The sequence below is a fragment of the Parabacteroides sp. AF27-14 genome, from assembly GCF_003635425.1.
GTDB classification, from domain to species: domain Bacteria; phylum Bacteroidota; class Bacteroidia; order Bacteroidales; family Tannerellaceae; genus Parabacteroides; species Parabacteroides distasonis.
The window spans coordinates 74,569-93,008 of the sequence record NZ_QTLZ01000011.1; the positions used below are offsets into that span (position 1 = coordinate 74,569).

Genomic DNA, 18,440 nt, shown 5'->3' on the forward strand with positions numbered 1-18,440 from the left:
TAGATATGAACAAGAGAAACACTATTAAACAACTTCTTCACCGCGGATGCCTACTTATGGGTATCAGCGCAATAACAAGTTCGGCCTTCGCATGGGATTTCGCCGAGCATCGTAAGATCGGCGACCGTGCCATGAGCCTTCTCCCGCGTTATCTGGTGGAAAACGGGATCTTCCCCAACGAGGCCGTCGCCGATAGCGCCTTGCTGCAGATCCTCAACATGTCGCATATGCCCGGCTCGAACGCCTACGCCATGAATGAGCTGACGCAGTTGCCGAATATCGTAACCTACGGTACGCTTTGCGGATTGGCCGGCGACCATGTGGAAAATCCCATGCTCTTGGAGACAGGCCTGCAGACCCATTTCTCCAAGACGAACCGTACGCTGGCTTTGGAGACACAAGCCATGAACGAGTTCCTCACCGGAGCCAACAGCAAGGAGCTGCTCGACATCAATCTGGCTTACGGTATCCTGGCGATCAAGGACCTCTCCCACTTCTACGCCTATGGCAAGGGATTGAACGAGCATCTGAAGATGATCGACCCCGAGCTGATCCGCCGCCTTCAACGCCCCTCGGAAGTAAACAAGGTCTTCGATAAATTAAATCAGTTGCCCTCCATGAGCAAGTATTTCTGCATCCACATCTTCGCCATCTATCTAGCGCAAGAAGCAGGCAAGGAGATGTGTAAAGGAGATACGCAAATGGCGAGCAACCTTATGTTCTACGCCACGATGTACGAGGCTTTTGCCGAGCATTTCCTACAAGACTCCTTCGCCTCCGGACACCAAATGGTACGTAGGGGCTTCTCCGCCTCCGCCGTATCCAACAATAAGAGCCTGCACGATTTCTACAATACCATCCCCGTACAGACTGCCAACCTAAAGGGTGAGACTTGGAGCGCTTACGGCGATAAACGTTTGAACCAAAACATGATGGAGTACAACGAGGCCGATGATTACCGGCATATCCGGGTCACGGAGAAGCACCCTTATTCCTTGGAGAAAGGCGATAGCTACGAGCGGGAGACGAAAGTATTCTACCAAGTCGTGACCGCCACCTGCGAGTCTATCGTAGAAGTCTGGAAAGCTTACCAGAATGCTTTGGAAGGATCAGGCGAGAATATCTTGAACGAGATCCCTTCCGAACGAGACGACCTGCCCCAGTTCGTCTACGATCGTTTCCCGGTAATCAAGGATTTCCCGATCCCCTTCGGGACGGATCTGGATGACGTCCCCTTGGAAGCTTCTGTCGCCGGCCGCAAGGATGAGCTACAGCTGATCGTACAAAAGCCTTTTACCCGCAACTTTATCCGGTCGAGGGTAGCCAACTCTTTCATGTTCCTGATCGGTACGCCGATCCATAGCAACCGGGACGGTGTCATGACGTATGGCGGTCGCTTGAACGTCAGCATGATCAATTGGCATAAGTTCGGGAAAGGGAAAGGCATGATCATGGAGCCGGGCGACATCGCTCATTGGGTATCCCCTACGATCTCCGGTTATTATATGCACGCCCCTTCCTCCTCCTACACGATCAAGAACTGGAACGTGAAGGCGGGCGCCAATTATAACATGGATATATTCGTTTCCCCGAAACGTTTCCTCGGCCTGTATAGTTATTTCGAGATGGGTATAGACCGCCGTAATGACGAGACCCGTTTCTTGGTAGCTCCCTCGGTCGGTATCCAGCTAGGTTCCCTGATCGGTGTCCATAATTTCAATATGCCGGGATGGTTACGCATTCCGTTGGGAATTATCCTCCCCTTGAAATTCGCCGTCACTTGCAATAAGGTGGCCGGCCGTCCGGTAGAATGGATCAGCAATATGGAGGTGGATATATTGTTCTAGGAAACACCTTGATTCATGCCTATATAGGTAAGAGGCCACACGGATATCGGTGTAACCCCTTACCTATATAGGCACAGGGCCACGCCGATACTCGCGTAGGGTCATACGTATATACGCGTGATCTCATCGATTTCACCGAACCCGATCAAGGCGTTAAACAGACGGATCCGGGTATACTTAGGCAGATCCCCTACCGGGATATCCCCGGCCTGTACCAAGCCTTTATCCAATAAGTAAGCACGCATCGTACCGCATAACAAAGGGCGTGCGGGAGTGATCCAAGAGGTGCCATTCCAAAGGGCGACATTACAAATGGAAGTATCGGTCAGCAAACCGTCACGGATTATCAAGATATCGTCATGTCCCGCTCGTTGGGCGAATAAATCATTTAGGCATTGACGATCCGTACTCTTATAGGAATAATCGATCTCATCGCATGTAACCAATCGCAAGGAATGAACCGGACGCATACGGTAAGGAACGTATTCTACCTTTAAGACCTCACGGGTATATTCCACCCGGCATTTGGTACGTTCTTGATGAGGCCCCGGATGAATATAACCCGCGAGATCAATTTCTTCTCTCGCTCCGAATAGCTCCCTGCGGGTACGGTTCATCCGGGCATTATGGTACGGAAGGTTATGTATCCGTCCCTTCTCGATACGGATCGTCTCCACAAACGGACTCCCAGATAAGGTCTCAATAGATGGGCACATATACTTTTTGTTTCATCTCGTTATACTCCGATCTCACCTCACTTTTAGAGGTGATTCCCCCACCGCTCTTGAAAATAAACGAACGGGGAGAGACTTGTTCCATAAAACGGATCATCACGGCGCTGTCTAAATCTTGGCCGTCAAAATACCCCATCACCCCCGTATAGAAGCCTCGCTCATAGGTTTCCGCCTCGGCGATGATCTCCAAGGTCTTTTTCTTGGGAGCGCCCGTGATGGAGCCGGCAGGCAAGAGGCTGAACAAAATCTCCCCGACATGGCCGTTCCATCCCTCCGGCAACCGGCCTCTTATCTCAGAACTGACCTGTAACAAACTTCCGTTATGCGTACGCAATTCATCAATATAACGATACCGGGGAACACAAACCTCGGAGGCTACGATACTCAAGTCATTCCGGATCAAATCCACGATCGTGGCATGCTCCGCCGCTTCCTTGGGATCATCAAGGATACATCTCCGGGCATCGGGCAGCGTAGCGTCGATCGTACCTTTCATGGGATACGAATAGATGAGACCATCCCGCGTCCGCACGAATATCTCGGGCGAGAATACCACGAAACGATCCCGCATCCAAAGCTTATACATCGCCTTGGAATGGTAAAAGATATCTTTCAAGGAGAGGTTCGTATATACCGGAGTAGCGCATGTCAAGTTTACCAAATAAGAATTACCCGCATGGATATGCCGGGAAACGGTCTCGAATGAATGGGCATACTCCTCGAAAGAAACATACGAGGGTTGCCATTCAACAGGTTCTCCGGATATAAGATGAGAGGAATCCCGCAAGTTACATTCATGATTTGTATTCGTAAAGCCGTTCAAATCGTACAATAACTCGGAGGGAGCGATCTCTTTCGGACTCTCCACGTAGATCCGCTCTCGTTTATAATCAATGATAAAAAGGAAAGGCCGTCCCGCTTTCCCCATTTCGTTCATGCGGAAGACGGCCTCTTCTTGCGTGTATTCGGTCATTATACTAAAAATCGTTCTGTCAAACCACCAAACGCATCGATACGGCGATCCCGGAAGAAAGGCCACCAACGACGCACGTTCTCACTGCGAGTCTTGTCGATCTCTATCACACGTACCTCCTCCTCGTCATTCGGGAATACGGTTAATAGCTCACCTTGGGGACCGGCCACAAAACTGTTTCCCCAAAACCGGATACCGCCCGTTTGTCCCGAAGGGTCCGGCTCATGCCCGGTACGATTTACGGAAATGACCGGGAGTCCGTTCGCCACGGCATGTCCCCGCTGTATGGTCACCCACGCACCCAACTGACGGTCCTTCTCTTCCTGCGTATCGCTACTTTCCCAGCCGATAGCGGTCGGATAGATCAACATCTCGGCGCCACGCATAGCCATCAAACGGGCTGCTTCCGGATACCATTGATCCCAGCAAACCAACACACCAAGACGCCCCACAGAGGTATTGATAGGCTCAAAGCCTAAATCACCGGGGGTAAAATAGAACTTCTCGTAATAAGCGGGGTCATCCGGGATATGCATCTTGCGGTATTTTCCGGCGATCGTACCGTCTTTTTCCAAGACGACGGCCGTGTTATGGTACAGGCCCGGGGCACGCTTCTCGAAAAGGGAAAGCACCAAGACGATACCCAATTCTTTCGCCAAGGCACCGAAGGTTTCCGTCGATGGGCCGGGGATCGTCTCCACCAAGTCAAACATACTCGTATCTTCCGTCTGGCAGAAATACAGGCCGTTATGCAGTTCTTGCAAGACGACCAATTCCGCTCCCTCCCGGGCAGCTTTACGGATATTTACCTTTAGCTTCTCTATATTCGCCGCTCTATCAGCGGTATTCTTTTGTTGTATTAATCCTACTTTCATATTTAATTGGTTGTAGTTGTTATTCGATAAAGCTTTCCGGATACTGCATCGTTACGCAATGCAGGGAACCGTGTTGCTTGATAAGCGGAAGGCAATTGATACCCACGATCTCACGGTCCGGGAACGCCTCCCGCAAAGCCGCTTTAGCGATCTCATCCTTCGGTGAGTCATAGAACGGAACCAATACGGCCCCATTCATGATCAGGAAATTAGCGTAGGTAGCGGGCAAGCGTTCCCCTTCCCATTCCACCTGATCCGCCATCGGAAGTGGAATCAGACGATAAGGCTCACCATTCGCCCTAGTAAACTCCTTGATCTCCTCCTCCATCGCCTTCAGTTCCTCATAATGCTCGTCTTCCTCATCCTCGCAGCGGACATAAGCGATCGTATCCTCGCTACAAAAACGGGCGAGAGTATCCACGTGGCTATCCGTATCGTCCCCGGCTAAATAACCGCTGGTAATCCAAAGGATACGATCCAAGCCAAATATGTCTTTCAAATAACGTTCCAATTCCTCTTGTTGCAAATACTCATTACGGTTTACGGATGCCAGACACTCAACGGTAGTCATCAACGTACCTTTCCCATCCGATTCGATACTACCGCCTTCCAGCACGAAAGGTTGCATATTAGCGGGCACCACCTCGTCGGAGAAGGTCTTCATATGACAAAGATTACGGGTAATCAAATTATCATGATTGGCGGCAAACTTCATTCCCCAGCCATTGAACACGAAATCATAAAGCATGGGCGTTCCCTCATCGAAGACGGAAATTCCCCCGTGATCCCGTGCCCACGTATCGTTCGTATTCATCTCACGAAAAATGACACGGTCGTAATCAACCTCACCCAATTGTTCACGTACGGCGGTCTCGTCCGGACAGACAATCAATAACTTCTCTCGCTTGATCACTTCCTTGGCGATAGCCACGAAGCAAGGAATCACCTCGTCCAATATCGGGGCCCAATCCGTATTCTCATGCGGCCACGTAAGCTGCACGGCACTTTGCGGATACCATTCCGCAGGTAATATCACGTTATGTTCCATATTTGAATTGTTTAAATTGTTTCACAAGCACGATCGCTGTCACGATCGCCGCCACCGTGTCGGCGATAGGCATACTGATCCAGACACCGAGAGTTCCGAATAACGGGGGGAGGAGGATTAAACAGGGTATCAAGAAGAGCATCTGCCGGGTCAAGGAGAGAAAGATCGCTTTCTTAGACATGCCGATGGAAAGGAAGAAGTTAGTCGCCACCATCTGGAAGCCCACGATCGGGAATACGGCGAAGACGATGTGCAGGCCATAAGAGGCGGCACTGATCAACTCTCCGTCACTCGTAAACATACGGACGATCCACGACGGCACCAACTGGCAAAGCAAGAACCCCAGCGTAGCCACTCCTACCGCCCAGCGCATCGTCAGCCGGGTCACGTCCGTCACCCGGGAATAGAGCCGGGCACCATAATTATAACCGGCTATCGGTTGCATACCCTGATTAAATCCCATGATAATCATCACGAAAAGAAAAGCGATACGGTTCACGATACCATAAGCGCCAATCGCCATATCTCCCCCATGCTCTTTCAATCCCCGGTTGATAAGGATCACGATCAAGCAGGAACAAAGGTTCATCAAGAACGGAGATAAACCGATCGACAAGATACCTTTCACGATCTCCGAGCGCAGCCTATAAATACCTTTCTTGAAATGAAGGAGTTGTTTCGGTCCCGAGAAATGAATCAACTGCCCGGTAAGCGAGATCACCTGCGAGATCACCGTCGCCCAAGCCGACCCCTTTATACCCCATCCAAACCCAAAGATAAACAACGGATTCAAGGCGCAATTGATAACGACCGACGCCAACGTAGCATACATCGCCATCTTCGGGAAGCCCGAGGAGCGCAAGACCGCATTTAATCCCAGATACATATGCGTAACCACATTGCCATACAGAATAATCCGCATATAATCACGGGCATATGAGATCGTGTTCTCACTAGCACCGAAAAAGTACAGCACGGGATCAAGCAAGAACAAGAAAGCGATCGTGAAAGCGACACCCAAAACCACATTCAAGATCAACACATTCCCCAACACCTTATTCGCCCCCTCATAATCTTTCTGCCCCAGCTTCACGGCCACCAACGTAGAGGCGCCGACTCCCACCAACGAACCGAAGGCGGCCGCCAAGTTCATCAACGGAAAGGTCAAGGCTAGGCCGGAAATCGCTAACGCCCCCACTCCATGGCCAATAAAAATGCTATCGGCCATATTATATAAAGAAGAAGCTGTCATTGCGATAATCGCAGGAATCGCATATTGCGTAAGTAATTTACCGATAGGCTCGGTCCCTAATACCAATGGAGAATTTTGTTTTGTCATGCCGCAAAGATACGGATATTTCGATTTATTCTTTATATTCGCGACCTTATAATAGTTTAAATATGGCAGAGGAACTACGGATTAAAAACGGTGATAAACAGGAAATGTATGAGACGTTGCTCCCGCAAATCGCCTCATTGGTAGGTAACGAGACCGACCTAATCGCTAACATGGCGAACATCGCCGCAGCACTCAAGCAGACTTTCGGTTTCTTTTGGGTAGGTTTCTACCGGGTCATAGACAATCAGTTGGTATTAGCGCCTTTTCAAGGCCCTATCGCCTGTACACGTATAAAATACGGAAAAGGGGTATGCGGCACGGCCTGGAAAGAGACCCGTACGATCATCGTACCGGACGTAGACGCTTTCCCGGGACATATCGCTTGTAGCTCCGCTTCACGCTCGGAGATCGTGGTTCCGGTGATATGGGAGGATAAGGTAATCGCCGTTCTGGATATAGACAGCGACAAATTAGACAGTTTTAATGAGACAGATCAGATCTTTTTGGAAAAGATAGTGGAATTGCTTCCTCATCAGTAAGCCTCGCCTCAGTACTTCGCAAGAGGTACCGCAGTACTGCCTAAGAGGTACCGCAGTACTTTGTAAGGAGTACTCCAGTACTATCCGGAGAAATACCACAGTACTTTACAAGGAGTACTCCGGTACTCTCCCAGAAGTACCGGGACAAATGCTACTTACCGCAAATACCCTTGAACGGACAATAAGAACAAGCCTTCCCCGTAGGGGTTTGCGTAAAGGGAATTTCTGGATTGAAGATCTCGTCCAAGCAGCCTCGCAACCCCTCCTCGAACGCTTGGGCATAACCGGAGAAATCCTCTACCTTCTCCGACTTCCCCCGTTCGATACGGTGGTAGACAGATGGGTCGAACGGATCGGCGAAAAGGGAACGGACGTAATAAATGCCCGGTTGTATCGTCTTTCCTTTGTTCTCGGTGAGATGGGCGTACATCCAGCAATACATGAATACCTGCATCACGGCTTTCGCACGATCTTTCTCCTCCTTGTTGAATAGGCTCTCGATACTACTGAAAGTCGTAGTTCCGCTACCGCTCTTGTAATCGATGATACGGATAGCGTCGCGAACCTCGTCCACACGGTCGATAAAGCCTTTCAACCGGATCTCGGAATGGTCGGAAAGGCTGATCAGACCGTTTATCTTACGCTCGGACTCGATGTAAACGAAAGGGGTCAGCTTGCCGTCACGCTCCAAGATTTTCTCCACGTATTTGCGGATCATCTCGCCGATCAGGTAGTTTTGTCCGGTAAGGGAGCGAACCACCTCTGTCTTGAAAAACTCGCTGGCGAAAGCCCGGGCGATAGCTCCGGTAAGCAAGGCCGTATCCTTACGGATCGCTTTCAGCAAATCCACGGTAACCATCTTCCCTTGGAACGGCTTGTAAAGCTCCTCCATCACTTTATGTAAGATACTTCCGAATACATCGCTCTCGATCGTCTCGCTCACCTCCTCTTCCTCTCGAATGCCTTCCACGACGGAAAAATAGAATTTCAACGGGCAATCCAGATACGTATTGATAGCGCTCGCCGAGATCGCCTTGCTCCCCCCTTTCCGGTAAGCGTCTAAACGGCGCATGATATCCTCCCTTTTCGGCACGGCCAATGGCGGGGTCTTGGAGGAAGATACGTTATAGACCACCAATTTATCTCGCATCGGCACCTCGTAATGATAATGCAGCTGGTGAACAAAGCGACTTACCTCTCCCGTCTGCAATCCGTTGCTGCGGGTATCGTATAAAAGGCTCACGTGGCTGGCACGCTCTATCAAACGATAGAAATGGTAGGCCCATACGCTATCTTGATGCTCGTAGGTAGGCAACCCGAAACCCCTGCGTAGGTTATAAGGGATAAAGGAGTTCGCCGCTTTCCGCTGCGGGAAAATACCCTCGTTCATGGATAAGATAATCAGACGGTCGAAATCCAAGGCACGGGTCTCGAGCACACCCATAATCTGGAGGCCGGAAAGCGGCTCGCCGTGGAAGGGGATCGTGATCGTATCAGTCACCCGCTTCAATAGGCGGAAGAAGGTATCTATTTTCATCTCTATACGAGCGTCTTTCATTACCTCTTTCATGCGGTTTACCGTGGTGAAATAATGGAAGATGAACTCTTGCTCCAAATCGTTCGTCCGTAGGGTAGCGTCCTCCTCTTCTTCATCGGAAAGGGCGGACATAACCTTGTTCAGCTCTTCCAACACCTTGATCAGATAGTCCGAGAAGGCCTCCACCCCTGTCACCGGCGTGAACAGGATTTCTAGCAAAGGCGTTTTCCCTAACTCCGTATGCGAGATATAGATCTTGTTGTTCTCCGTGATTTCTTTCACTAAGGAGGAAATAATCTCCGGTGAGGTGGAGAGGATGTAGCGATGGTTCAATACCGGCAGCACGTCACGAAAATAGAACAACGGATTCCGGTCTATGTAGCGTACGTTCTTCTGCAACGCCAAGATATACTCGATCAACGAGGCGACCGGGGTTCCCGCCAAGGGATAACCCATCGTGACGTTGATACGCCGGATTTGCTCCGGTATGGCGTTCAGCACCGGGATCAACAGATGCTCATCGGGCAAGATCACCGCCGTACGCAGGGCTTCTTCCGAGCTCATCTCCGCTTCCTTGCACCAATCGCTCAACAGGGTGTAGACGTGCTTGGCCTGCCCGATACCGGAAGGGATGCCGATCACCTCGATCTCAGTCTTTACCTTCTCCTCGGGGGGTAATTTCATCGAGGAAGGGAAGCTCTTCAAGTTACGGGAGACGAAGTAAGAAGCCTTATTATCCGGATCGGTTACCTTATCGGATACATAATCCCAATAGAAATCCGCTATCTCCCGCTTCTGCAACTGGGCTAAGAAACGTTCTTCCGATACGGACAAGGCGTTCAAACCGACGAAGACAATTTGCTCGTAAGGTAAATCCGGAGACTCGCCCCGTTCCATGCTTTCCACGACCTCCCGGAAGATCATGCCCTCGTAGCCTTTTCCCTCGGCGGCCAAGGTCGCACGGAATTCCTCATAGAGATCGTATAGCACTTGCCAGACCGCCAAGAACTGTTGCTGGTTCGGCGTATCGCCCCGGGGATAAAAGCTGGACCAGAAACTACGGATAGCGGCGATCTGCTCATCACTTAAGAAATCGAAATCATTCTCTATCTCCCGTAGGTCCGTCACGTTACTGAATAGCATGCGGGCATTTGCCATGTACTTATCAATATCGTCGAAGTCGTTGAGCAACATCTCGCCCCAATACAGGAATTCATCGAAAGTCTCGGTGGAACCGCTTTGGCGGATGTAGATGTCGTACAGGGTAAAAAGCATACTGATCCGGTCGGCGGATTGTTTTCCGCTCAACTGGATAAAGAGATCGTTGATCGTAAGGATTGTCGGAGAGAAAAGGGGGGTATCGGCTACCTCCGAGAGATATTTCTGGAAGAAAAGCCCCGTACGCCGGTTTGGGAAAACAAAGGCCAGACAACTGACCTCCGCCCCCCATTTCTCGTAAAAAAGAGACGCTACTTGATATAAGAACGGTTTCATTTATTCTAAAATTTATACAGGCTTGTAGAGACGGGGCGTGCCCCGTCTTCCACCATCTAATAGTAACTTTAAATACTCTTTTGAGGGGATGAGACGGGGCACGCCCCGTCTCTACAATCGGATACGATTCACGTTATATTAAGATGTTCTCTATCTCCTGCAATTCTTCCCCGGAGAAAGAGATATTATCTAACGCCTTCAGGTTATCCATTAATTGGGCGACAGAGCTGGCGCCAATTAATACGCTAGTTACCCGTTCGTCCTTTAATAACCAAGCGAGCGCCATCTCCGCCAAGGTCTGTCCACGGCGGGCGGCTACCTCGTTTAGCTTACGGGCCTTTTCCACGGCCTCCGGGGTAACTTGAGAGGTCTGCAAATGACCGGTCGATTTCGCCGCACGGGAATTCTCCGGAATTCCACGCAAATACTTATCCGTAAGCAAGCCTTGCGCCAACGGCGAGAACGCTATCATACCCACACCCTCTTCCTTCAATACAGGCAATAAATCCGGTTCCGTCCAACGATCGAACATCGAATAGCGGGCTTGGTGAATCAAGCAAGGCACCTTATGTTCTTTCAGTACGGCCAAGGCCTTACGGGTCTGGTCCGCATCATAGTTGGAGATACCTACATACAAAGCCTTTCCTTGCCGGACGATATCAGCCAAGGCCCCCATCGTCTCCTCGATCGGAGTCTCCGGGTCCGGACGATGGGAGTAAAAGATATCCACGTATTCCAGTCCCATCCGTTTCAAGCTCTGATCCAAGCTAGCCATTAAATATTTACGGCTTCCCCAGTTCCCATACGGTCCCGGCCACATATCGTAGCCCGCCTTCGTAGAGATAATCATCTCATCCCGATAAGCGCCCAAGCCCTTCTTCAATATCCGGCCAAAATTCTCCTCCGCCGATCCGTAGGCCGGACCATAGTTATTCGCCAAGTCGAAATGAGTCACGCCATGATCGAATGCGGCGTGAGCGATCTGGATAAAATTACTGAACACATCCACACTACCAAAGTTGTGCCACAATCCCAAGGAAACGGCCGGCAATAAGATACCGCTCCGTCCGCACCGCCGATATATCATATCCGCATAGCGATTCTCTTCCGCTTTGTAAAACTCCATATGCTCTTTCTTTTTTTAATTAATATATCTCATCCGGCCAAGGAACCGGTTTGCCTGTCGCCTTAAACGACGGACGTTGCCCGTCCACTTTCCGTAAATACGTACCCAATTCCCCGGACAGACGCTTTACGATATCGGGATGCTGCCTTGCCACGTCATTATGTTCCCCTATATCCTCCGTGATATTAAACAATTCCTTCTTCCCCGTCTCGTAATAATAGATCAGTTTCCAGTCTCCATTACGAACCGAGCAAGTCGGACCGATTCCCGGCCCGTCATTACCCCATATATTCGGGCAGTTCCAGAATAAGCTACGTCCCACGGAAGGATCTCCCGTACCTTTTAATAAAGGCATGAAACTGACGCCATCTATCGGCTGTACGGTCTTATACCCCTTTATGCCTGCCATCTCCAAGATAGTTGGATAGAAATCCTCGATAATCAAGTATTTATCACATTTGCTTCCCGGCTTCACCACCCCCGGCCAACGCACGATCATAGGCTCACGGACTCCTCCCTCATAGGCGGAGCCTTTACCACTGTTCAAGGGATAGTTTTGTGTATGGATCTCGCCGTCACGCCATCCGGGCTCGCTGGAAAGACCACCGTTATCGCTCATGAAGATCACGATCGTGTTATCCGCCTCGCCATTCTTCTCCAACCAGTCCATCAAATCGCCCAGACTCTTATCCATACCCTCTATCAAGGCAGCGTAAGCCGCCTCTTTAGCCGTTAACCCCTTATCGATATATTTCTGGTAGAAACGCTTGTCCTTATCAATCGGGATATGGATCGCATAATGAGACATATATAGGTAAAACGGCTGGTTATATTTCTTAGCCTTGTCCAACGCCTTGATCGCCTCCTGCGTTAGGGCCTCCGTAGCGAAGGTGTCGCTTCCCCAATACTTTTCCAATCCGGGGATAGCGTTCGGAGCGTAAGGTTTACCATCCTTGGTATGCCCGTAATTATTCTCGCCGAGGTAACTGGCGAGACCTCCGGCGGCATGCCCGGCTATATTGACCTCGAATCCCCAATGATGCGGGTCCTCCCCCGGGGTATCGATCGCCCCGAAATGCGCCTTGCCGCAATGGATCGTGTGATATCCGTTATTCTTCAATATCTGCACGAATGAAGTACCCACAAACGTATTATTCGTCCCACCCACTTGGGCCACGCCGTTATAATTCCAATCCGGCAGGGTTAGCACATCACTCTCCCGGTCGGTCGTCTTATCCTTAAAAAGTGTCCAGTTCGTAACCCGGTGACGGGCGGCGTTCGTCCCCGTGATCAAGCTGCAACGGGTAGGCGAGCTGATACTACTAGCGTAGGCTTGGGTAAACATCATGCCCCCTTTCGCCAATCGCTCCATGTTCGGGGTCTCATATACCTCATTATAATGCGTCTTTTGGATCCAAAAAGGTAAGGACGTATCCTCCCATCCCATATCATCCACCAAGAACAGGATGATATTCGGGGGACGACTGGCACTCTGGGCGTTCGCTACCGCCGATACCGACAATAAAGCGATGGGAATAAACTGAGTCTTCTTCATGATAGGCAACGGATATTTGTATTCTACGAAAGTAGATATATTTCACCGAAAAACAATATTGTTTCATATACAAAATAATATTGTCTTATGTATTATACTTTTCCGGACATAAAATAAGGGGCCCTTGACAAAAAGAGTCCCTTACCTAATATCTTATACCCAATGATTTATCCGGAAAGCCTTAACGCAAACGATCCAAGGAACGTACCAGCGCCTCATCGGCCCCGATATTACGGATCGCCAGATAATCCAAGATCAGATTGACCAACGGGAAGGAAAGAGCGATCTTAACACTTACGCTGGCACCTTCCATATCCCCCTTCAAGGAATAGATCAAGAAGGCAAAGAAACCATAAAAGCCCAATATCAGCAATGCGTTGAACACGCAAAGACGGATTTGCAGGATTCTTTTCTTATATAAGAAGATCGTCACTAAGGCAATGATAGCGATGATAGCAGTCAAGGCAAATAAGCCCCATGCCGGGTATAGTAATTCCGGCTCACCGATCATCGTGCTCAACCCGCTAGCATCGAACGAAAAGAGAGCGTCTCCTTGTTGCAACACGGCCAACGGCAAGAATAAGGTAGCGACCGTAAGCGCCACGATAATTAGCAGGTAAACAGTTTGTATTCTTTGTAACATGGTAATTAGTTCGTTTTAAATGGAAAGGCCGACTCATTTGAGGGTCAGCCTTTCCGATGTTCAAAAATATTTCTTCTTAGAAGTTATTCTTCTCTTTAGCAGGATTCTTGTAATAAACCTTGCCATCCTCGTACTCTTGAGCGGCGATCAACGTTGATTTCGGAAGTTTCTCATAGTAGCGTGAAATCTCGATCTGCTCACGGTTTTCAAAGACTTCCTCCAAGTTGTCATTGTAAGAAGCGAACTCTTGAAGTTTCTTTTCCAGATCTTGTTTCATCTCAACACTAATCTGATTCGCCCGTTTTGAAATGATAGCGACTGTCTCATATACGTTACCCGTTTCTTCACTTAACTTCATCATGTCACGGGTTACCGTATTGGTAGGAGCGTTTGATTTTCTGTAATCCATTTTCGTTTTATTGATTAAATTCGCTTAATATGCATCTGTAATTCGCTTGCTGGCATAGTCGTAGAACTTCGTTACCTGCTTTACGTAGTTACCTTCCGGATACTCGTTCATGTAGTTGTAATATTCGTCAACCACATCCCGGTAACGGCCCTGCAACTTCTCCTCTACGGATACTAGCGCCAACTCGTACTTCGCACGGATGATAAGGAACATGAATTCCTCACGATACTTGGAATACGGGTAATTCTTCAAGGCGTTCTGCGCCGTGATCACGCAAGACTGGAAGTTATTCCCCATATAGGTACCTAGATTGAAATACAAGCGGGTGGCCATCAATTCCTTGTAAGCCAACTTCTCCTGAAGCTCGAACATGATGTTCTGCGCTTCCTCGGCCCGTTCACTTTGCGGATAATACTCCAAATAAAGTTGCAACTGCTCGATCGCCTTATACGTCTGCGACTGGTCTAACCGGGGATCCGGAGAGTCCAGATACAAACCATAACCGGAATAGAAACGGGATAATTCCGTAAACTCCCCTTTCGGATAGGTCGTATAATAGGTCTCGAAGTATTGCGAAGCCGTCTGATAATCTTTCTGACCGTAATAGCTTTGCGCCAACAAGTACAAGGACTCCTCGGCATAAGCTGTTCCTTTAAAGATTGTAACCAGTTCATCCAGCAGAGTAGCGGATTTCGAGTATTGCTTCGCGTTGAAGTATTTCTTCGCGTACGAATATTTCAATTCGTAATCCGTGCTCTTCAGTATCTTATTATACTCTCCACAAGAGGATAATAGTACTGTCATCATCATCAGTAAAAATACAACCTTTTTCATTCACATACTTTTAGCGTGCAAAATTAGTGCTTTTAGGCGAATAAATGAAACCCAAAACGTTAATATTTACAACTTATATAAATCGCTAGCAGCGATCAATTCCAATTTATTCGCTTTCAAAACCTCCGCGCACTTATTGACATCGTCCGGACGGATGATCACGTTAGCAGCGTCGCCTTGAGAAAAAGCGTACATATATTCAATGAAGATCCCGGCCGAGGTAATGATATCCATCGCCTTTGCCAAGGCTCCCGGCTGGTTGGGACAATGCAAGCATACCACGTCGGCCACGCTTACAGCGTATAACTTTTCACGAAGCACGGATATCGCTTTCTCCGTATCGGATACGATTAGGCGAAGGATACCGAAATCGGAATTCTCGGCTACCGTGAAAGCGGACATATTGACCCCTGCCTCCCCTAATATCTTGGCGACTTCCGTAAAACGGCCTTTCTTGTTTTCCAGAAAGATTGATAATTGTTTTATTAACATAGTACTTAATCTTTTAGAGGTTATACTAACTTACGTTTATCGATCACGTGTTTTGCCTTACCCATACTACGTTCGATACTACGCGGCTCCACGATCTTGATGTCCGGTTGCAAACCGATCACGCTCTGCATGCGGGCGGCGATCTTCTTTTTCAAGGCGATCATCTTGTTCATCTCGTCCGAGTAGTATTCTTGGCGAACCTCCACCTGTATCTGGAAGGTATCGGTATTGTTCATACGATCCACCACGATCAGGTAATGCGCCTCAAACTCCGGCAGCTCCAAAATTACGGATTCTACCTGAGACGGGAAAACATTTACGCCACGAATAATCAACATATCGTCACTTCTACCTAAAATACGTCCCATACGAACCGCCGTACGTCCACAGGCGCACTTCTCGTAAGTCAGCGAGGTCAAATCACGTGTACGGTAACGAAGCATCGGCATACCCTCCTTCGTAAGCGTGGTGAAGACCAACTCTCCTACTTGTCCCGGTTCCACCGGTTGTAAGGTATTCGGGTCCACGATCTCCGGGAAGAAATGGTCTTCCCACAGGTGGGTACCGTTCTGGCACTCACACTCGCCACCAACGCCCGGCCCGCAGATTTCCGTCAAGCCATAGATATCGTAAGCTTTGATATTTAGTTTTGTCTCTAATTCCTTACGCATATTCTCCGTCCAAGGCTCGGCACCGAACGCTCCGACACGTAGCTGGAATTCCTCCAAGGGAATACCGGACTGGTGGATGGTCTCCGCCAGATACAAGGCGTACGAGGGCGTACAAGCCAAACCCTTCGCACCGAAGTCGTGCATCAACTGGATTTGTTTCTGGGTATTACCGCTACTCATCGGGATCACCGTACCACCGATATTCTCCACTCCGGCATGGGCACCCAAGCCTCCGGTAAACATTCCGTAACCATAGGATACTTGCACGGAATCGTTCTTTGTCAAACCATAGGCGGTCAGGCAACGAGCCACCACCTCGGCCCAAATACCCAAGTCCTTACGGGTATATCCCACGACGATAGGCTTACCTGTCGTACCGGAAGAGGCATGCAGACGGACGATCTCGGACATCGGCACGGCCATCAAGCCGAAAGGATAGTTATCACGCAAGTCTTGTTTTACCGTGAACGGTAATTTCGTTATATCATCTATTGTCTGTATATCGTCGGGAGCAATGCCCATCTCCTGCATTTTCTTGCGATAAAACGGGGAGTTATGGTAAGCATGTTCAACAACTCTTTTCAACCGTAGGCTCTGTAGTTTCCGCATTTCCTCACGGTCCATACATTCAATAGTTTCGTTCCAAATCATGGTATTTGTCTGTTATCTTTTAAAGTTAGTAGTCTAAATCCGCCGCAAAGTAACAACTTTTTTTAAATCGGCACCCTTTTGTTACGAAAAATTAGTCACGAGGCGATCATTTCAACTCCTTCACCTTGATATTGCGGAACGCTACCTCATCCCCATGATCCTGCAAAAGGATGTGTCCTTTCGGAGCCTCGCCGAAAGCACCACCCGCATTATAAGATGGATCAGCGTATTTACTGCCCTTCACCAAATCACGGAACTCCTTGCTGCCACGCTCGTACTCCAATACCTTCACACCATTCAGCCAGTGCTCTACGTGGTTGTTCGGGAATACCTTCACCACGGCCGTATTCCACTCTCCTACGCCGTTGAAATGGATGTTCTCGCTTTTCTTCAGATCATACAAGCTTCCAAGGGTACGACTACCGGGGAAAGTCGTGTAAAGCTTGGCATCCGGGTGCTTAGCGTCATCCAATAGCTGGAACTCCAAGCCGTAAGCGGAGCCTTTTTGCTTCTCTTGCTCGGTCACGAAGTATTTAATACCGCTGTTGGCCCCTTCGGTGATCTTAAAATCCACGCTGAACTCAAAGGCGGAATATTCACCCTCCGTAACGATATCGCCTCCGTTCGTAGATTCGCTACCGTCGGATTTCTGCACGATCAATTCGCCATCTTTCACCATCCATCCGTGATCCGGGAAAGCGTCTTTGTGCGCTCCACGCCAGCCTTTCGTTGTCTTACCATCAAAAAGGAGCGCCCAACCCTCGGCTTTCTCTTGGTCGGTCAATTGATTGATCGCCGGTGTAATTACGGCCATCGGTACTACCTTAGCTGTCTCTTCCGTACTTTGCGTGTTTTTTCCACCGCAGGCGCAAAGGATCATAGCGCTCATGGCGGTACAAATTACTAGTGTCTTCATGTCTTATTTATTTTTAATGTATATAATCAAGCAATGTGTGCGTCCACAAAGATAATCGATTTCATAAAAAATAGACGTATCTTCGCGATATAAATATTAAATGATTATTTATATGAAACAACTAAAGACCGCCTTGTTCGATTTTGACGGCGTAGTAGTAGATACGGAACCTATTTACGATTTATTCTGGAACGATGCCGCTAAACGTTATGGCTTAGGTATCGATAATTTCGCTGATATTATAAAGGGTACGACCCTACCGTATATTCTGGAGAAGTATTTTTCCGGATATACGGAGGAGTTCCGCCAAATGGTGACCAAAGAATCTACAGAGTATGAGAAGACGATGCCCTTGCCTCCCATGCCCGGCTCCATCGAGTTCATCCGTATGCTGAAGGAGCACGGCGTACAGATAGGCTTGGTTACCAGCTCGGATAACGCGAAGGTGAAACGGGCTTTCGGGCTTCTACATCTGGACAATCTATTCGATACCCTAGTGACCGCCGACCGCATCACGCAAGGTAAGCCCGATCCGATGTGTTATCTATTGGCGGCGAAAGACTTGAACGTATCTCCCGAGGATTGTATCGTATTCGAGGATTCTTTCAACGGCATACAGTCCGGGAAGGACGCAGGGATGCGTGTCATCGGGTTAAGTACGACGAATCCGGCGGAATCTTTAAGAGATAAAGTATATGAGGTAATCCCCAATTTCGAGAAAGTCACGTTCGAGGATTATTTGAGATGGTAAGCAATC

The 18,440-nt window shown here is 49.0% G+C and carries 17 protein-coding genes; 3 read left to right on the plus strand and 14 right to left on the minus strand.

The window, feature by feature from the left end; genetic code table 11:
* The first annotated feature begins 5 nt into the window (after positions 1-5).
* On the plus strand, positions 6-1,847 hold the full coding sequence (locus tag DWY79_RS12820; protein ID WP_122369449.1) for a hypothetical protein: 1,842 nt from the start codon (positions 6-8) through the stop codon (positions 1,845-1,847).
* A gap of 101 nt (positions 1,848-1,948) precedes the next feature.
* Here DWY79_RS12820 and DWY79_RS12825 read toward each other — a convergent pair whose 3' ends face one another.
* Genes DWY79_RS12825 through DWY79_RS12845 form a run of 5 tightly spaced genes read right to left on the minus strand, consistent with a single transcriptional unit; the run spans position 1,949 to position 6,816 of the window.
* Positions 1,949-2,563: an aminotransferase class IV family protein gene (locus DWY79_RS12825; RefSeq protein ID WP_057326277.1), complete on the minus strand. Its 615-nt coding sequence runs from the start codon at positions 2,561-2,563 to the stop codon at positions 1,949-1,951.
* Complete coding sequence (locus tag DWY79_RS12830) at positions 2,547-3,554, minus strand: aminodeoxychorismate synthase component I (protein ID WP_122369450.1); 1,008 nt, start codon at positions 3,552-3,554, stop codon at positions 2,547-2,549. Before DWY79_RS12830 ends, DWY79_RS12825 begins: the two co-directional genes overlap by 17 nt.
* Entirely contained in the window at positions 3,554-4,429 is an 876-nt protein-coding gene (locus DWY79_RS12835; protein WP_122369451.1) for a carbon-nitrogen hydrolase, read from the minus strand. Before DWY79_RS12835 ends, DWY79_RS12830 begins: the two co-directional genes overlap by 1 nt.
* Positions 4,430-4,448: 19 nt before the next feature.
* Positions 4,449-5,477 (minus strand): agmatine deiminase family protein, encoded by a 1,029-nt coding sequence (locus DWY79_RS12840; RefSeq protein ID WP_122369452.1) that lies wholly within the window; start codon positions 5,475-5,477, stop codon positions 4,449-4,451.
* Positions 5,467-6,816, minus strand: a complete 1,350-nt coding sequence (locus DWY79_RS12845; RefSeq protein WP_022192138.1) for an MATE family efflux transporter — start codon at positions 6,814-6,816, stop codon at positions 5,467-5,469. Before DWY79_RS12845 ends, DWY79_RS12840 begins: the two co-directional genes overlap by 11 nt.
* Positions 6,817-6,878: 62 nt before the next feature.
* Between DWY79_RS12845 and DWY79_RS12850 the strand changes: the two genes are divergently transcribed.
* Positions 6,879-7,355 (plus strand): GAF domain-containing protein, encoded by a 477-nt coding sequence (locus DWY79_RS12850; RefSeq protein ID WP_022192137.1) that lies wholly within the window; start codon positions 6,879-6,881, stop codon positions 7,353-7,355.
* A 151-nt stretch (positions 7,356-7,506) separates the two neighbouring features.
* On the opposite strand, the gene DWY79_RS12855 is transcribed toward DWY79_RS12850, so the two are convergent.
* The 9 genes from DWY79_RS12855 to DWY79_RS12895 form a co-directional block, all read right to left on the minus strand.
* Complete coding sequence (locus DWY79_RS12855; RefSeq protein WP_122369453.1) at positions 7,507-10,386, minus strand: PD-(D/E)XK nuclease family protein; 2,880 nt, start codon at positions 10,384-10,386, stop codon at positions 7,507-7,509.
* Between the two features lie 133 nt (positions 10,387-10,519).
* Positions 10,520-11,512 (minus strand): L-glyceraldehyde 3-phosphate reductase, encoded by a 993-nt coding sequence (gene mgrA / locus DWY79_RS12860; protein ID WP_008772101.1) that lies wholly within the window; start codon positions 11,510-11,512, stop codon positions 10,520-10,522.
* A 19-nt stretch (positions 11,513-11,531) separates the two neighbouring features.
* On the minus strand, positions 11,532-13,067 hold the full coding sequence (locus DWY79_RS12865) for a sulfatase (RefSeq protein ID WP_122369454.1): 1,536 nt from the start codon (positions 13,065-13,067) through the stop codon (positions 11,532-11,534).
* 181 nt (positions 13,068-13,248) lie between these two features.
* Complete coding sequence (locus tag DWY79_RS12870) at positions 13,249-13,710, minus strand: DUF4293 domain-containing protein (protein ID WP_005862150.1); 462 nt, start codon at positions 13,708-13,710, stop codon at positions 13,249-13,251.
* Between the two features lie 76 nt (positions 13,711-13,786).
* Entirely contained in the window at positions 13,787-14,119 is a 333-nt protein-coding gene (locus DWY79_RS12875; RefSeq protein WP_005856752.1) for a DNA-directed RNA polymerase subunit omega, read from the minus strand.
* Between the two features lie 24 nt (positions 14,120-14,143).
* On the minus strand, positions 14,144-14,953 hold the full coding sequence (locus DWY79_RS12880; RefSeq protein ID WP_005856750.1) for an outer membrane protein assembly factor BamD: 810 nt from the start codon (positions 14,951-14,953) through the stop codon (positions 14,144-14,146).
* A 66-nt stretch (positions 14,954-15,019) separates the two neighbouring features.
* Positions 15,020-15,445 carry a hypothetical protein gene (locus DWY79_RS12885; RefSeq protein WP_005856748.1) on the minus strand — a complete coding sequence of 142 codons (426 nt, stop codon included), beginning with the start codon at positions 15,443-15,445 and terminating at the stop codon, positions 15,020-15,022.
* Positions 15,446-15,465: 20 nt separating this feature from the next.
* Positions 15,466-16,767, minus strand: a complete 1,302-nt coding sequence (locus DWY79_RS12890; RefSeq protein WP_005856746.1) for a phenylacetate--CoA ligase family protein — start codon at positions 16,765-16,767, stop codon at positions 15,466-15,468.
* A gap of 106 nt (positions 16,768-16,873) precedes the next feature.
* The gene (locus tag DWY79_RS12895) at positions 16,874-17,683 is read right to left on the minus strand and encodes a DUF1080 domain-containing protein (RefSeq protein ID WP_005856744.1); all 810 of its coding nucleotides are present in this window, start codon (positions 17,681-17,683) and stop codon (positions 16,874-16,876) included.
* Positions 17,684-17,795: 112 nt separating this feature from the next.
* Between DWY79_RS12895 and DWY79_RS12900 the strand changes: the two genes are divergently transcribed.
* A complete protein-coding gene (locus DWY79_RS12900; RefSeq protein WP_005856741.1) occupies positions 17,796-18,434 on the plus strand; it encodes an HAD family phosphatase in 639 nt (212 codons plus the stop codon).
* Positions 18,435-18,440 lie beyond the last annotated feature (6 nt).

Coding starts and splice junctions, on each gene's coding strand:
- DWY79_RS12825 (WP_057326277.1), bottom strand. CDS start 2,563: ATGTGCCCATCTATTGAGACCTTATCTGGGAGTCCGTTTGTGGAGACG.
- DWY79_RS12820 (WP_122369449.1), top strand. CDS start 6: ATGAACAAGAGAAACACTATTAAACAACTTCTTCACCGCGGATGCCTA.
- DWY79_RS12895 (WP_005856744.1), bottom strand. CDS start 17,683: ATGAAGACACTAGTAATTTGTACCGCCATGAGCGCTATGATCCTTTGC.
- DWY79_RS12880 (WP_005856750.1), bottom strand. CDS start 14,953: ATGAAAAAGGTTGTATTTTTACTGATGATGATGACAGTACTATTATCC.
- DWY79_RS12835 (WP_122369451.1), bottom strand. CDS start 4,429: ATGAAAGTAGGATTAATACAACAAAAGAATACCGCTGATAGAGCGGCG.
- DWY79_RS12855 (WP_122369453.1), bottom strand. CDS start 10,386: ATGAAACCGTTCTTATATCAAGTAGCGTCTCTTTTTTACGAGAAATGG.
- DWY79_RS12845 (WP_022192138.1), bottom strand. CDS start 6,816: ATGACAAAACAAAATTCTCCATTGGTATTAGGGACCGAGCCTATCGGT.
- DWY79_RS12900 (WP_005856741.1), top strand. CDS start 17,796: ATGAAACAACTAAAGACCGCCTTGTTCGATTTTGACGGCGTAGTAGTA.
- DWY79_RS12850 (WP_022192137.1), top strand. CDS start 6,879: ATGGCAGAGGAACTACGGATTAAAAACGGTGATAAACAGGAAATGTAT.
- mgrA (WP_008772101.1), bottom strand. CDS start 11,512: ATGGAGTTTTACAAAGCGGAAGAGAATCGCTATGCGGATATGATATAT.
- DWY79_RS12875 (WP_005856752.1), bottom strand. CDS start 14,119: ATGGATTACAGAAAATCAAACGCTCCTACCAATACGGTAACCCGTGAC.
- DWY79_RS12865 (WP_122369454.1), bottom strand. CDS start 13,067: ATGAAGAAGACTCAGTTTATTCCCATCGCTTTATTGTCGGTATCGGCG.
- DWY79_RS12885 (WP_005856748.1), bottom strand. CDS start 15,445: ATGTTAATAAAACAATTATCAATCTTTCTGGAAAACAAGAAAGGCCGT.
- DWY79_RS12830 (WP_122369450.1), bottom strand. CDS start 3,554: ATGACCGAATACACGCAAGAAGAGGCCGTCTTCCGCATGAACGAAATG.
- DWY79_RS12890 (WP_005856746.1), bottom strand. CDS start 16,767: ATGATTTGGAACGAAACTATTGAATGTATGGACCGTGAGGAAATGCGG.
- DWY79_RS12870 (WP_005862150.1), bottom strand. CDS start 13,710: ATGTTACAAAGAATACAAACTGTTTACCTGCTAATTATCGTGGCGCTT.
- DWY79_RS12840 (WP_122369452.1), bottom strand. CDS start 5,477: ATGGAACATAACGTGATATTACCTGCGGAATGGTATCCGCAAAGTGCC.